Source organism: Nocardia amikacinitolerans, assembly GCF_900215415.1.
In the GTDB taxonomy this organism is placed as follows: Bacteria; Actinomycetota; Actinomycetes; order Mycobacteriales; family Mycobacteriaceae; genus Nocardia; species Nocardia amikacinitolerans.
In genome coordinates this window covers 1,105,380-1,118,236 of sequence record NZ_OBEG01000001.1, presented here as the reverse complement: position 1 = coordinate 1,118,236, position 12,857 = coordinate 1,105,380, and the positions used below count along the sequence as shown (strand labels likewise).

Below are 12,857 nucleotides of genomic sequence, written 5' to 3'. Positions count from 1 at the left end.
GTGCGCCCGGATCGACGGACCCGGGCGCGGGGTGGCAAGCGAGCCGAGGTCAGATCGGGCCGGTGAGTTCCTCGGCGGCTCTGGCTCGCGCTGTCAGCTCGTCCAGGAAACGATCGATGCTGTGCGATCTGGCGAGCGGTGATTCGAGTAGGTCACGGCTATGGACTCGGCACGGTCGATCACCGCGACGGTGAGATTGTTGGCCAGTTCGTCCTCGAGTTGCCGGTGCACCTGCGCGAGGTGGCGCAGGCCCTGCCTGCGTACCCGTTCGACCTCGGCAGCCGCGGTTTCCCGCAGGGTGGTGACGATCCGATCGGCGTCTTCTCGTGCTTCCCGGTCGATGCGGGCGACCTCGGCGCGGGCGGCTGCGCCGGCCTCGGCGAAGGCACGCTGGGCGGCGGCCAATTCGGTTGCGGCGTCGGTACTTTCCTCCATCTGTTGGTGGATCGTGTGCTGGGCTTTGCGCATCGCCGTCCGTAGCGGTGGCGCGACCCATCTCGAGAGTGCGCCGAGAATGACGGCGAACCCGAACAGCTGGCTGACGAATACCGGCCAGTCCCAAGTGATGTCGTAGATGCCGTCGTTGGTGTTCATCGTCGTCCACCTCCGATCACCCGATCCGCCAGGTCGCGCGCCATGGGATCGAGATACGCGTCGAATCGTGTCGCCGCCGTCGCGGCCTGGGTTCGCAGTCGCGCGGTGGCCGCCGCCACCTGTTCGTCGGTCTGCTCCTGTGCCCGTTCGCGCGCCGCGGTCAGGATGACCCGGCCTTCGTCCCTGGCCTGTTCGCGCAGCCGCGCCGCGTCGGCGTGGGCTTGTGTGAGCGAGGACCTGTAGCGGTCTTCGGCCGCGGCGAACGCCTCCCGCGCCTGTCGCCGGTGCGCGGCGGCTTCGGTGACGCGGGCCTCCCGTTGATCCAGCACCTCTCGGATCGGCGGCACCACGAACAACCAGATGACCGCGAACACGAGGAGGAAGATCGCCAGCTCGACGAAGAAGGTGCCGTTGGGAATCAAGAAGTTCTCGGTCGCGAGACTCACGGTGTTCATGGCGCTACTTGCCCGGCGCCGCGAAGGCGAACAGCGCCATGAACGTCAGGTTGATGAAGTACACCGCGTCGACGAGACTGACCGCCATCAGGTAGTTGCCGCGCAGTTTGCCCTCGGCCTCCGGCTGCCGGGATATGCCGTTGATCAGCGCCGAGCCCGCCATGCCGTTGCCGTAACCGGCGCCGATCGCGCCGCCGACCATCATCAGTCCACCGGCGACCAAGGCCGCCGCCTGGACGACCGTCTCGTGGGTTATGTCGGCCATGGGTGTTTCCTTTCCTCGAAGGATCGAACAGTTGTGTGCGGGGGCTTGTCGCTCAGTGCTTTTCGTGTTCGACGGTGGTGGCTTGGCCGAAGTAGAGGACGGTCAGCAGAGCGAAGATGAAGGCCTGGATGAGTCCGACGAACAGGTCGAACAACTTCCATGCCGCGTTAGGCCCCCAGCTCAGCCAGGCGGGCAGCAGCGCGATCACCGAGATCATCACCCCGCCCGCGAACATGTTGCCGAACAACCGCAGCGCCAACGACAACGGTTTGGCGATCTCTTCGATGACGTTGACGACAACCATCGGTCCCCACCCCATATGGCCCTTCAACAGCTGCTTCACATGCCCGATCGGGCCGCGGCGCGCCATGCCCGCGGTCTGATAGCAGAGGAAGACGAACAGGGCGAGCGCGTAGGTGAAATTGACATCGGCGGCGGGCGGTTTGATCAGCTCACCTGCCCCGTACTGCACCGGCAGCACCGACAACCAGTTCGACAGCAGCACGAACACGAACAGCGTCACCGCAAGCGGCAGAACGAACGGCGCGATCCGAAGTCCCACAGCGCTTTCCACCTGCGCGCGCATCTGCACGGTGACCGTTTCGAAGAACAACTGCACCCCGCCGGGGACTCCGGATGTCAGCCTGACGCGCAGAGAGAACGCCAGACCAAGCACGACGGCGGCCGCGACGAGGGTAGCGACGATCGTGTCGACATGAAAGTCCATACCGAACAGGTGCGCGGTTTCGTGGTGTCCCACCTCCACTTTCGTCATCGAGCGCTCCGCAGGGCCGGTACGGTCGCCCAGAGTGCGGCACCGATGTGGAATGTCACCAAGCCGTAGAGGATGCCCAACCCGTCCGGTCTGGTCAGCACACCGGCGACCAGCGCGAGTGCGGTGACGCCGAACAGTCGCATCCCGGTGATGGCCGCCAAATGCCCTTTGCCGGAGGCGTTCCCATTTGCGATCGCGGCGACGCCAAGGCGGGTGAGCCACGTATTGAACAATCCCAAACCGATTCCGGCCCAGATGAATACACCCAACAGCAGCCGATCGTGCATCCCGGCGGCGGCGAGAACCGTGATCCCCACCGCGGCAGAGACGATGATCGGGCCGCGGTCGCCATTGACCGTCATGTGCCCTCCCTCAGCGATGAATGACGGTGGAAGGCATCGCCTTCCGTGTCACAAGCCCATTCTTGCTTACTACGTCACGTAGTACAAGAGAAGCGGACAAATCGGGCATAGCGGGCAGGTTGCAGGTCGGCGTCAGCGGCGGAAACGCTGCCACCAATGGCGTTTGGGGCCGACGGACGATTCCGCGACATGGCGCGCCGACGGCCCCGCCGCCTGTTGCGCCTGCGCCGAAGGTTCCTCCGCATGTGCCGAGCTGGCGCGCCGCGCCGAGTCCGCCGCGACGCCCCGCGACACTGCCGCACCCGACGCGGACGCACGCTCGTCCCGCCAGCGCCGCACCACCGTGTCGGCATCGACCGGCCCCACCGGCACGTGCGGCGGCGTCGGTACCCGCACATAGCGGACCACACGCTGATTCAGCTCGGCGACCGCCGCGCGCACCTCACGCTCGGTGTCCAGTTCGGCGACCGTCTCCTGAATCCGCTCCACATCGCGGCGCAGAACGAGCGAGTCCGGCAACATGCCGTCGGCCCGAACCCCCTCGCGCCGCAGATAACTGCGCAACCACCAGTTCTCGTCCACCTGCGTGCCGACCCCGGGAATCGGCTGACCCGCCCCGCGCAAATTGTCGAATTCCCCGCGCTCGGTGGCCTCGCGGACCTGCTTGTCGATCCACGATTCGAAGGTCTGATCCGGCGGTTTGCGCTCGGTCATGTCGTCCAGCCTACCGAGGCGGTGATAAGCGCGGACCGCGCGTCGGCGGCGGGCGTGCCCTGCAAGATCACCGTGACCGGTTGGCGGAAACGGCTGGCCGTGCCGGCGGGTATACGCCTGTCCGCGAACAGGTTTCGAAGAAAGTCAGCGCGCAGCGCATCGCCCGACCTACCGTCAGAGCACAGTGCCGGGCGTCGTGAGTGAGACCGAAATGACCGAACCGAACACCTCCTGTGCCGCATTCCAGCGCGTCGCCGCGATCGATCCGGACGCCGTCGCCGTCCGCTCGATCGGAGGGGAGCAGAGTCTGACCTGGCGCGAGTACGCCGAGCGGGTTCGCGCAGTCGCGGGCGGGCTGAGCGCGCTCGGCGTGGGGCGCGGTGACACCGTCGCCCTGATGATGGGCAATCGCGTCGAGTTCTATCCGCTCGAAGTAGGCGCGCAGCACACCGGCGCGACATCGTTCTCGGTGTACAACACCCTCGCGCCGGACCAGTTGCGGTACGTGTTCACCAACGCGGGCAACCGGGTGGTGATCTGCGAGGAGCAGTACGTCGAGCGAGTCCGCGACTGCGGCGCGCCGATCGAGACCATCGTGTGCGTCGACGGCGCGCCCGAGGGAACCATCGGCGTCGACGAGCTCATGGCCTCGGCCGCCGAGGATTTCGACTTCGAGGCGACCTGGCGTGCCGTGCGCCCCTACGACATCGTCACCCTCTGCTACACCTCCGGCACCACCGGCAATCCCAAGGGTGTGGAGATCACGCACGAGAGCCTGCTGTTCGAAGCTCGCGCGTTCGCCTCGGTGCTGCCCGTCGAATTCGGCGACCGCCAGACCTCCTACCTGCCGACCGCGCACATGGCCGACCGGTTCACCGCGCTGTACCTGCAGGAGGTGTTCGGCACGCAGATCACCGCCGTCCCCGATCGCGCCCAGCTGCCCGCGGCACTGCTCGATGTGCGCCCGACCATCTGGGGCGCGGTCCCGCGGGTGTGGGAGAAGTTCAAGGCGGCGATCGAGTTCTCCGTCGCCAACGAGTCCGATCCCACCACCAAGGCCGCCTTGCAGTGGGCTCTGGACACCGCGCGCCGCAAGGCCGAGGCCCGGCTGCGCGAGGAGCCGCTCGATCCCGCCCTCGCCGAGGAGTGGGCGCGCGCCGATGCCGCGGTGCTGTCGAAGCTGCGCGCGAAACTCGGTCTGGATCAAGTCAAGTGGGCGATGTCGGGCGCCGCGCCGGTGCCGCCGGAGACGCTCGGGTTCTTCTTCGGGCTCGGCATCCCGATCTCCGAGGTGTGGGGAATGTCGGAACTGACCTGCGTGGCCAGCGTGAGCCCGCCGGAGCAGGCGCGATTGGGCACCGTCGGCAAGCTGCTGCCCGGACTGGAGGGGTCCGTCGCCGAGGACGGTGAGTTCCTGGTGCGCGGACCGCTGGTGATGCGCGGCTATCGCAAGGAACCCGACAAGACCACCGCCGCCCTCGACGACGACGGCTGGCTGCACACCGGCGACATCATCACCGTCGACGAGGACGGCTACCTGCGAGTGGTCGACCGCAAGAAGGAATTGATCATCAACTCGGCGGGCAAGAACATGTCGCCTGCCAATATCGAGAACGCCATCAAGGCGGCCACGCCGCTGGTTGGCTCGCTGGCGGTGATCGGGGATCGACGGCCGTTCACCACCGCGCTCATCGTGCTCGACGCCGAATCCGCCGCACCCTATGCCGCCCAGCACGGTCTGCCGGATTCCTCGGCCGCCGCACTCGCCGCCGACCCCGGTGTGATCGCGGCGATCGCGCGCGGTGTGGCGGCGGGCAACGCGGCGCTGTCGCGGGTCGAGCAGGTCAAGCGGTTCACGATCCTGCCGGTCTTCTGGGAGCCGGGCGGCGACGAGATCACCCTGACGATGAAACTGCGCCGCAAGCCGATCGCCGAGAAGTACGCAGCCGAGATCGAAGCGCTCTACGCCGACCGTCCGGATGGTTCGGTGCACGAGCCGATCGAGGCCCTGGACACCGCGGTGAGCTAGCACCGACCGCTAGGGACGGTTACCCGCACTGTTGTATTAGCAGTCCCACAGATCTAATTTAGGTAATACGAAAACTCTGTGGGAAGGCGTGCGTTGGTGCGGCATGACCCGATGAGGGAGCCTTCGCGCCGCGGCTTCCTGGCCGGCGGCAGCGCGCTACTCGGCTTGGGTGGCGCGGCGGTCGCGGCACGCGCGGGACTGTCCGAGGCGCTACCGCGCACCGAACAAACCGGCCACGACATGCATGGGGCGGTCGCCCACGGCGGCGGGGTCAGCGGACCCACCTTCCGCATCGGCTCGGTGGTCGACCACCACGCCAACGGATTCGACCCGACCGACATCCTGCGCGACTTCGACTACGGCACGGTCACCGAGTCCCGTGACGGTCGCACCGTCCGGGAATGGGAAATCGCCTCCACCGACAAGGAACTCGAGGTCGCGCCGGGTGTGAAGTTCCCGGCGTGGGTGTTCAACGGCCGCATCCCGGGACCGACCCTGCGCTGCACCGAAGGCGATCTGCTGCGCGTCACCTTCACCAACGGCTCACAACACCCGCACACCATGCACTTCCACGGCATCCATCCCGCGGAGATGGACGGCACACCCGGTCTCGGCGCCGGACTCATCGCACCGGGACAGACCACCGTCTACGAATTCGACGCCATCCCCTTCGGCGTGCACCTCTACCACTGCCACGTCGGGCCGCTTGCCGAGCACATCGCCCGCGGCATGTACGGAACGTTCATCGTCGACCCGCCCCAGCCGCGTCCCCCCGCCGACGAGCTGGTCATGGTGCAGCACGGCTACAACACCACCTTCGACGCCGAAGGCAACCAGCTCTACGCCGTCAACGGCATCCCGTTCCACTACATGCACGAACCGGTGCGCGTGAAACGCGGTGAACTCGTGCGGATCTACCTGGTCAACGTGCTCGAGTACGACCCGATCAACAGCTTCCACATCCACGGCAACTTCTTCGACTACTACCCCACCGGCACCCGCCTGCAACCCGCCGACTACACCGACACCGTCGTCCAGGGCCAAGGTCAGCGGGGCATCTGCGAACTGCGGTTCCCGTACCAGGGGAAGTTCATGTTCCACGCCCACAAATCCGAGTTCGCCGAACTGGGATGGATGGGATTCTTCGAGGTGACCTGATGGGCGAGCGCACCGAAACACCCCGAGAATCCGAGGACCGTCGCGGGTGGGCTTCCACCGTGGGTGTGGTTCTGCTGCTCGGGCTGGCGCTGGCTGCGCTGGCCGTGCTCGGCGGGCGTACGCTGCCCGAGCGGATCGGCCCGCCCGTGGAAGAGATCGCGGTCGAACAGGTTCGGATGTCGCCCGGTCGCATCGACCTCACCGTCCGCAACGCCGGACCCGATCCGGTGCGGGTGGCGCAGGTGTTCGTCAACGACGCGTTCGTCGACGTCCGCGGCGGCGAGGAGCCGATCGAACCGCGCCACAGTACCAGGCTCACCCTGGACTATCCGTGGCAGGAAGGCCAGCCGTATCTGGTCTCCATGATGACCTCCACTGGACTCGTCGTCGAACACGAGATCGCCGCGGCCGTCGAGACACCCAGCGGCGGACGCGACCTGTTCGCGGTGATGGCGCTGCTCGGCGCCTACGTGGGCATCATCCCGGTCGTCCTCGGCATGCTGCTGCTTCCCGCGCTGCGGCGAATCGGCAAGGGCGGCATGCGTTTCCTGCTCGCGGTGACCGTCGGGCTGCTGCTGTTCCTCGCCGTCGACGCCGTCTTCGAGGGGTTCGAACTCGGCGAGCGTTCCGGCGGCGCGTTCGGCGGGATCAGCCTGCTCGCCCTCGGCGCGATCCTCGCCTTCCTCGCGCTCACCTTCGTCGACCGCTGGCTCAACCGCCGCGCCGACCGCGCACGCGGCGGCATGCGACTGGCGCTGATGATCGCCATCGGCATCGGACTGCACAACCTCGGCGAGGGCTTGGCCATCGGATCCGCCTACGCGCTTGGCGAACTCGCGCTCGGCGCGGCACTGGTCATCGGGTTCGCGGTGCACAACACCACCGAGGGGTTGGCGATCGTCAGCCCGCTGACCGCGACGGCGCGGCCGGGGGTGTTGCGGCTGCTCGGACTCGGGCTCATCGCGGGCGCACCGGCGATCGTGGGGGCGGTGCTCGGCGCGGGAGTCGGCAACGCCGAATTGTCGTTGTTCCTGCTCGGGCTCGGGGTGGGCGCGATCGGACAGGTCGTCGTGCAGATCGCGCCTGCGTTGCGCGGTGGGGCGGAGCCGAAGGCGGGGACGGTGGCGGCGATGGACACGACCGCGGTCCTCGGCGTCGCGGTGGGAGTGGCGGCGATGTACGCGACGGGGTTGCTGGTGTTGGCGTGATCTGCGGCGCGAACTGTGCGGGGCTGTTCGGTGGGTCGGCGTTCGGTCGCGGCCGGGATGGCGCCGATCGGGCTGGCCGTCGGTGGCGACAGTCGCTCTTGCCGGATCAGAGTGCGAAGGTGAGGCGGTCCGGGCTCAGGTAGTCGGTGGGGTCGTGCATCGTGCGCAGTTCGGGACGGCGGTCGGCGGCCAGGCGGGCGAGTTCGGTGCGCAGCGGGGCGTCGTAGGTGGCGGCGCTGGCGGTCAGGCCCGGCAGCCAATTGTCGTGATGGGACGGGACGAACAGCGACGGGCCCAGCGCCTCGACGTATTTGCGGGGATCGCGCAGACCGTTGGTGATCTGGTTGTAGCCCTGCACCGCGCCGATGTGCACATCCGTGGACGGCAAGCCCGCGAGCACGTCGAACACCTCGGGTGCCTTCTCCGTGAGCGGGCCCGCGGAATCGTGCCACGTGAGCGTGAAACCGGGGACGCGGAATTGGTAGAGCAGCACACCGCCCTCCGGATCCAGCAGGCGCGGCAACGTCTGGCGCAGATCGGTGAGCGTCGGATGGTGGCGCAGGATCGGCCCCAGTTCCGGACGCGGAAAGAAGCGCCGCGCCTCGTCGGCCGGATCCTCGGGGGTCCGCGCCGAATGCAAGTGCCGAACCGCGGTGACCGCGACCCCGTCCGCGGTGACCTCGTGGCGCTGTCCGATGGGCGTGTGCGCGTCGCCGAGCGCCTCCGTCGGGAACGTGGCCTCGGGCACTTGGGCGCGGATGGCGGCGCAGTGCTCGGCCGTGCCGTAGACCGTCGCGCCGCTGGCCTCGGCGATCGCGCCCGCGTCACCGGCGTGGTCGAAATGGCCGTGCCCGATGAAGATCGCCGCCGGACGCAGGTCCGCCAACTCCTGCGGCGTCGCGGGCACGTAACCGGAACTGGTCACCCGAGGTACCCACGCGTCGAGCAGGAACACCGAACCGCCGAGCGCCAGCGCGTAAGTCGTGCAACCGACCCACGACAGCACCACGCGATCGCTTCGTACCGCACCCGTCTCGGGATCGGCCGCCGCGCCGAAGAACCGCTGCCGCGCCGCCACCGTCCGCGCGTGCCCCGCCTCGCCCACCGGTTCCAATCGCATCGGCCGACCCCACGCGCCACGGAACCCAGCGATCAGCGAACCAGGATGCAGATTGCACATTCGTGCACCAGATCACGGAAACCCGCATTCGGCAACCCCGCGCGGCGCGGGCTCCGGCCGTCACGTCTGAACGGCGGTTCGCTGAGCCGGGTGCAGGCGGTCCGGACCTACAGCTCGACGCCGAGCAACGCGTCGACGGCCGTCTTCACCAAGCCGGGAGCCGCGGTGTCGGGGCCGCCGTATTCGAGCGCCTGGGTGACCCAGTTGTCCACGGCGGCAAGGGCTTTGGGGGTATCGAGGTCGTCGGCCAGATGCTGGCGCAGGCGGGCGACCGTGTCCTCGGCGACGGGGCCGGAGGCCAGGGCGGTGGCGCTGCGCCAGCGGGCCAGGCGCGCCTGGGCGTCGGTGAGGACCTCGTCGGTCCACATACGGTCCTGGCGGTAGTGGCCCGTGAGCAGGCCGAGCCGGATGGCGGCCGGGTCGACACCGGAGTTGCGCAGCTTGGAGACAAGCACCAAATTGCCCTTGGACTTCGACATCTTCTCGCCGTCCAGGCCGATCAGCCCGGCGTGCACGTAGTGGCGGGCGAAACGGCGGCCCGCGACCAAGGACTCGGCGTGCGCGGCGGAGTACTCGTGGTGCGGGTAGATCAGATCACTGCCGCCACCCTGGATGTCGAACTCCGGGCCGAGGCGGTTGAGCGCGATCGCCGAACACTCGATGTGCCAGCCCGGCCGACCCGCACCGAACGGGGCGGGCCAGGACGGCTCGTCGGGACGGGCGGCACGCCACACCAGCGCGTCGATGGTGTCGCGTTTGCCGGGGCGGTCCGGGTCGCCGCCGCGTTCGGCGAACAGCCGCTCCATGGTCGCGCGGTCGTAACCGGACTCGTAGCCGAACTGGTCGTTGGCGTCCGCGCGGAAGTAGATGTCGGGGTACTCCGCGTCGTCGACGACATACGCGGCGCCCGAGGCGAGCAGTTTCTGGACGAACTCGACGACCTCGTCCACCGACTCGATGGCGCCGACGTACTCGCGCGGCGGCACGATGCGCAGCGCCCGCATGTCCGAGCGGAACAGGTCGATCTCGCGGGTGCCGAGATCGCGCCAGTCCACGCCGTCGCGGGCGGCGCGCTCGAACAGCGGGTCGTCGACGTCGGTGACGTTCTGCACGTAGTGCACGTCGTGGCCCGCGTCGCGCCACAGTCGGTTGACCAGGTCGAAGGTCAGGTAGGTGGCGGCGTGTCCGAGGTGGGTGGCGTCGTAGGGGGTGATCCCGCAGACGTACATGGTGGCGGTGGCGCCGGGGGTGACCGGCCGCACCCGCGCGTCGGCGGTGTCGTACAACCGCAACGGTGGCCCTGCTCCGGGGACGGTCGGTAGGGCGGTATCGGACCAGGACTGCATGATTCGAGGGTAAAGGTGTGGCCGAGTTCATCGCCGCTCGCCCCGGCTGCGCGGGCGCTCCGAGCGCCCCGTGACCCTATCGGGACCAGCCAAAACGAGACGGCTACCGAATGTCAATGGTTTCGCTCTCGCGGAAAATAACATCCGACGAATCGCTCGGATCGCCGGACCGATTCCACACACCGTCCGCACGCCCCACACAGCCACTGCCGATGTGAGCCGTGCGGTGGGTTTGTGGGACCGAACCGGCGGCCAGGGGTGGGCTAAAGCAGTGCGCTGCCGCGTCCGTCCACTCGCGTCGCGGCGGAGCCGAAGACGAACGGATGCGGTTCGGATTCGGCGAGGAAGTCCTCGGGGAATCCGCGTTCGAACGGTGCGGCGGCCTCCAAGCGGTGCACCGCGTCCTCGGGCAGGGCCAGCTGGGCGGCCCCCAGATTCTCGGTGAGTTGCTCGACACTGCTCACGCCGACCAGCGGCAGTATCGCGGGCGACTTGTGCCGGGTCCACGCCAACGCGACCTGCCCTGGCCGCGCGCCGAGTTCGGCGGCCACCTCGGCGACCGCGCCCGCGGCGGCGCGTTCCCGATCGGTGAGCGTGGCGGGATCGGCCCGCCTGCCGGTCGTGCCCGCCAGCTTCCCGGCGGCCAGCGGCCGCCACGCGGTGACGCTCATCCCGAACGCCTCGGCCATCGGCAACAGTTCGCGTTCGATGTCTCGGCTGAGCAGGTTGTAGGGCACCTGCAACCCGACGAACGGGGTCCGGTCGCGCCACTGCGCCAGGGTGTTGGCGCGAGCGACGACCCAGGCGGGTGCGTCCGAGATCCCCAGATACCGCACCTTGCCCGCGGTCACCACGTCGTCGAGGGCGCGGATGGTCTCCTCCAGCGGGGTGTGCCGGTCCCAGACGTGCACCCAGAAGATGTCGACGTAGTCGGTGCGCAACCGGCGCAGGCTGCGCTCCAGCGAGGTCATCAGGTTCTTGCGGTGGTTGCCCGCGGCGTTCACGTCGTCGGGGTCGTGGCTGAGGGTGTATTTGGTGCCGAGGACGAAGCGGTCGCGCCGTTTGCCGAGGATCTCGCCGAGGATGTCCTCGCCGTCACCGTAGGCGGAGGCCGTGTCGAGCACGTTGCCGCCCGCCTCGGCATAGGCGTCGACGATGTCACGCGCTCGGTCCACGTCGTCGAAAAGCATTGTGCCGAGCACGATTTCGGAAACGCGGAGGCCGGTCTTGCCGAACAGTCGATGGCGAAGCATGGGACGAGTCTCGCGCGGTGGCCGCGCGGTAGGGAGGCCCTGAGAGGGTCACCCTCGCGAACCACTCAGAACGCGGGCCACGGAATCGGTCGCGAGGTCCGTGGCATCGGCATCACCGGCTGATCCAGCAATTCCTTCGTCCGGCCCGCGAGCGCATCGATCTCCGCGTCGGTGATGTGCGCGGCGAGAGCGTCGGCGAGCTCGCCGGGGAGAGCGGCCGCGAAGGCTGTGATGTCGGCGACCAGGTCGTCACCGATCGGCCGACCGGCCCAACCCCACAACACCGTGCGCAATTTGTGCTCGCTGTGCAGGCAGATGCCGTGGTCGACGCCGTACACCTGACCGTCGACGCCCTCCAACGCGTGTCCGCCCTTGCGGTCGGCGTTGTTGAGCAGCACGTCGAGCACCGCCATGCGCCGCAGACGCGGGTCGTCGGCGTGGATGAGCGAGACCTCGTTGCCCTCCCCGTCCAGCGCGCGCAGCACCTCGCAGAAACCGTCGGGCACCGCGCCCGGCGGGCACAGGTCGACCAGATCGAGGCGATTGCCGCGCTCGGTGTGATTGTCGACCGCCTCCACCCAACGCTGCACCATGCCGGGACCGTACGGGCCCTCGCGCAAGATCGTCTCCGGGATCACACCCCAGCCGAGCGCGTCGGAGATCAGATACGACGCCACCTCGCGCCCGGCGAGAGTGCCGTCCGGGAAATCCCACAGCGGCCGCTCACCGCGCACCGGCTTGTACACCACGCGCAGCGGATGGCCATCGACATCCGAGTCGACCACATCGCACACCAGCGTCACGTTGCTCGCGGTGCGTATCCGCCCGATCACACTCAGCTCACCGGTGGCGAACCTTTCGTCGACCCGCGCCACATCACTCCTCTAGCTCGGCCGCGCCGAAGATGTCCCCGCGCTTGTAGCCGTTGGTTCGCACACACATGTGCCCGCGCGAGGAGAGCGGCTCCCCGCACAGCGGGCACGGCGGGCGGCCCGCCGCGATCACCCGCGCCGAACGCAGCGCGAACTCGCGGGCCTGAATCGGGGTCAGGAACACCCGGACGGCGTCGGGGCCCTCCTCGGTGTCGTCGAGCACGACGGACTCGTCCACCTCGGTCTCGGTGATGGCGAGCAACTCGACGACGACGGCGCCCGCGTCGGCGTCCCAGCCCAGACCCATGGTGCCGACCCGGAATTCGGCGTCGATCGGTGTCACGAGCGGATCGGTGTCGGTCACGTCGTCGGCCTGCGGCGGCACCTGGGCGCCGAAGCGGCGAGCCACCTCGTCCAGCAGTAGTCCCATGCGGTCGGCGAGCACCTTCACCTGCTGCTTCTCCAGCAGCACGCTCACAACGCGCGGCTGCTGCACCGCTTGCAGGTAGAAGGCGCGATCGCCCGGCTCACCGACGGTCCCGGCGACGAAACGATCGGGGGTGCGAAATACATGGATTGCTCGTGCCATCTGCACCTCCTGATGCGTGACCCTGATCGACTACCCGCGGCGCCCGGACTCCCGAAA

Annotated in this window: 14 protein-coding genes; 3 read left to right on the top strand and 11 right to left on the bottom strand. The window is 68.5% G+C overall.

Annotation, left to right across the window (positions count from 1 at the left end; genetic code table 11):
* Positions 1 to 93: 93 nt before the first annotated feature.
* The 6 genes from CRP45_RS05355 to CRP45_RS05330 all read right to left on the bottom strand — a co-directional run bounded on the left by CRP45_RS05355 (position 94) and on the right by CRP45_RS05330 (position 3,165).
* Positions 94 to 594 (bottom strand): F0F1 ATP synthase subunit B family protein, encoded by a 501-nt coding sequence (locus CRP45_RS05355; protein ID WP_097244024.1) that lies wholly within the window; start codon positions 592 to 594, stop codon positions 94 to 96.
* Positions 591 to 1,049: a F0F1 ATP synthase subunit B family protein gene (locus tag CRP45_RS05350; protein WP_097244023.1), complete on the bottom strand. Its 459-nt coding sequence runs from the start codon at positions 1,047 to 1,049 to the stop codon at positions 591 to 593. The genes CRP45_RS05355 and CRP45_RS05350 overlap by 4 nt, the downstream gene beginning before the upstream one ends.
* 4 nt (positions 1,050 to 1,053) lie before the next feature.
* Positions 1,054 to 1,314 (bottom strand): ATP synthase F0 subunit C, encoded by a 261-nt coding sequence (gene atpE / locus CRP45_RS05345; protein WP_067783390.1) that lies wholly within the window; start codon positions 1,312 to 1,314, stop codon positions 1,054 to 1,056.
* Between the two features lie 52 nt (positions 1,315 to 1,366).
* The gene (gene atpB / locus CRP45_RS05340; RefSeq protein WP_097244022.1) at positions 1,367 to 2,089 is read right to left on the bottom strand and encodes a F0F1 ATP synthase subunit A; all 723 of its coding nucleotides are present in this window, start codon (positions 2,087 to 2,089) and stop codon (positions 1,367 to 1,369) included.
* On the bottom strand, positions 2,086 to 2,451 hold the full coding sequence (locus tag CRP45_RS05335; RefSeq protein WP_097244021.1) for a hypothetical protein: 366 nt from the start codon (positions 2,449 to 2,451) through the stop codon (positions 2,086 to 2,088). The genes atpB and CRP45_RS05335 overlap by 4 nt, the downstream gene beginning before the upstream one ends.
* A gap of 132 nt (positions 2,452 to 2,583) precedes the next feature.
* On the bottom strand, positions 2,584 to 3,165 hold the full coding sequence (locus CRP45_RS05330) for a DnaJ family domain-containing protein (RefSeq protein WP_097244020.1): 582 nt from the start codon (positions 3,163 to 3,165) through the stop codon (positions 2,584 to 2,586).
* A gap of 211 nt (positions 3,166 to 3,376) precedes the next feature.
* Between CRP45_RS05330 and fadD11 the strand changes: the two genes are divergently transcribed.
* The 3 genes from fadD11 to CRP45_RS05315 all read left to right on the top strand — a co-directional run bounded on the left by fadD11 (position 3,377) and on the right by CRP45_RS05315 (position 7,560).
* Positions 3,377 to 5,194 (top strand): fatty acid--CoA ligase FadD11, encoded by a 1,818-nt coding sequence (gene fadD11, locus CRP45_RS05325; protein ID WP_097244019.1) that lies wholly within the window; start codon positions 3,377 to 3,379, stop codon positions 5,192 to 5,194.
* A gap of 111 nt (positions 5,195 to 5,305) precedes the next feature.
* Positions 5,306 to 6,352: a multicopper oxidase domain-containing protein gene (locus CRP45_RS05320; RefSeq protein ID WP_097244581.1), complete on the top strand. Its 1,047-nt coding sequence runs from the start codon at positions 5,306 to 5,308 to the stop codon at positions 6,350 to 6,352.
* The gene (locus CRP45_RS05315) at positions 6,352 to 7,560 is read left to right on the top strand and encodes a ZIP family metal transporter (protein ID WP_097244018.1); all 1,209 of its coding nucleotides are present in this window, start codon (positions 6,352 to 6,354) and stop codon (positions 7,558 to 7,560) included. Before CRP45_RS05320 ends, CRP45_RS05315 begins: the two co-directional genes overlap by 1 nt.
* A gap of 106 nt (positions 7,561 to 7,666) precedes the next feature.
* Here the strand turns inward: CRP45_RS05315 and CRP45_RS05310 are convergent, their stop codons facing one another.
* The 5 genes from CRP45_RS05310 to CRP45_RS05290 all read right to left on the bottom strand — a co-directional run bounded on the left by CRP45_RS05310 (position 7,667) and on the right by CRP45_RS05290 (position 12,800).
* Entirely contained in the window at positions 7,667 to 8,680 is a 1,014-nt protein-coding gene (locus CRP45_RS05310) for an MBL fold metallo-hydrolase (RefSeq protein WP_245909911.1), read from the bottom strand.
* 167 nt (positions 8,681 to 8,847) lie between these two features.
* Complete coding sequence (gene mshC / locus CRP45_RS05305; protein WP_097244017.1) at positions 8,848 to 10,086, bottom strand: cysteine--1-D-myo-inosityl 2-amino-2-deoxy-alpha-D-glucopyranoside ligase; 1,239 nt, start codon at positions 10,084 to 10,086, stop codon at positions 8,848 to 8,850.
* Between the two features lie 263 nt (positions 10,087 to 10,349).
* Positions 10,350 to 11,339: an aldo/keto reductase gene (locus CRP45_RS05300; protein ID WP_097244016.1), complete on the bottom strand. Its 990-nt coding sequence runs from the start codon at positions 11,337 to 11,339 to the stop codon at positions 10,350 to 10,352.
* A gap of 65 nt (positions 11,340 to 11,404) precedes the next feature.
* On the bottom strand, positions 11,405 to 12,214 hold the full coding sequence (locus CRP45_RS05295) for an SCO1664 family protein (protein ID WP_067783413.1): 810 nt from the start codon (positions 12,212 to 12,214) through the stop codon (positions 11,405 to 11,407).
* Between the two features lies 1 nt (position 12,215).
* Entirely contained in the window at positions 12,216 to 12,800 is a 585-nt protein-coding gene (locus CRP45_RS05290) for a DUF3090 domain-containing protein (RefSeq protein ID WP_067783416.1), read from the bottom strand.
* Positions 12,801 to 12,857 lie beyond the last annotated feature (57 nt).

What these genes read in the sequence shown, in the direction of transcription:
- CRP45_RS05310 (WP_245909911.1), bottom strand. Translation starts at nt 8,680, where the DNA reads ATGCGATTGGAACCGGTGGGCGAGGCGGGGCACGCGCGGACGGTGGCG.
- CRP45_RS05335 (WP_097244021.1), bottom strand. Translation starts at nt 2,451, where the DNA reads ATGACGGTCAATGGCGACCGCGGCCCGATCATCGTCTCTGCCGCGGTG.
- mshC (WP_097244017.1), bottom strand. Translation starts at nt 10,086, where the DNA reads ATGCAGTCCTGGTCCGATACCGCCCTACCGACCGTCCCCGGAGCAGGG.
- CRP45_RS05350 (WP_097244023.1), bottom strand. Translation starts at nt 1,049, where the DNA reads ATGAACACCGTGAGTCTCGCGACCGAGAACTTCTTGATTCCCAACGGC.
- atpB (WP_097244022.1), bottom strand. Translation starts at nt 2,089, where the DNA reads ATGACGAAAGTGGAGGTGGGACACCACGAAACCGCGCACCTGTTCGGT.
- CRP45_RS05320 (WP_097244581.1), top strand. Translation starts at nt 5,306, where the DNA reads ATGAGGGAGCCTTCGCGCCGCGGCTTCCTGGCCGGCGGCAGCGCGCTA.
- CRP45_RS05355 (WP_097244024.1), bottom strand. Translation starts at nt 594, where the DNA reads ATGAACACCAACGACGGCATCTACGACATCACTTGGGACTGGCCGGTA.
- atpE (WP_067783390.1), bottom strand. Translation starts at nt 1,314, where the DNA reads ATGGCCGACATAACCCACGAGACGGTCGTCCAGGCGGCGGCCTTGGTC.
- CRP45_RS05330 (WP_097244020.1), bottom strand. Translation starts at nt 3,165, where the DNA reads ATGACCGAGCGCAAACCGCCGGATCAGACCTTCGAATCGTGGATCGAC.
- CRP45_RS05290 (WP_067783416.1), bottom strand. Translation starts at nt 12,800, where the DNA reads ATGGCACGAGCAATCCATGTATTTCGCACCCCCGATCGTTTCGTCGCC.
- CRP45_RS05315 (WP_097244018.1), top strand. Translation starts at nt 6,352, where the DNA reads ATGGGCGAGCGCACCGAAACACCCCGAGAATCCGAGGACCGTCGCGGG.
- CRP45_RS05300 (WP_097244016.1), bottom strand. Translation starts at nt 11,339, where the DNA reads ATGCTTCGCCATCGACTGTTCGGCAAGACCGGCCTCCGCGTTTCCGAA.
- fadD11 (WP_097244019.1), top strand. Translation starts at nt 3,377, where the DNA reads ATGACCGAACCGAACACCTCCTGTGCCGCATTCCAGCGCGTCGCCGCG.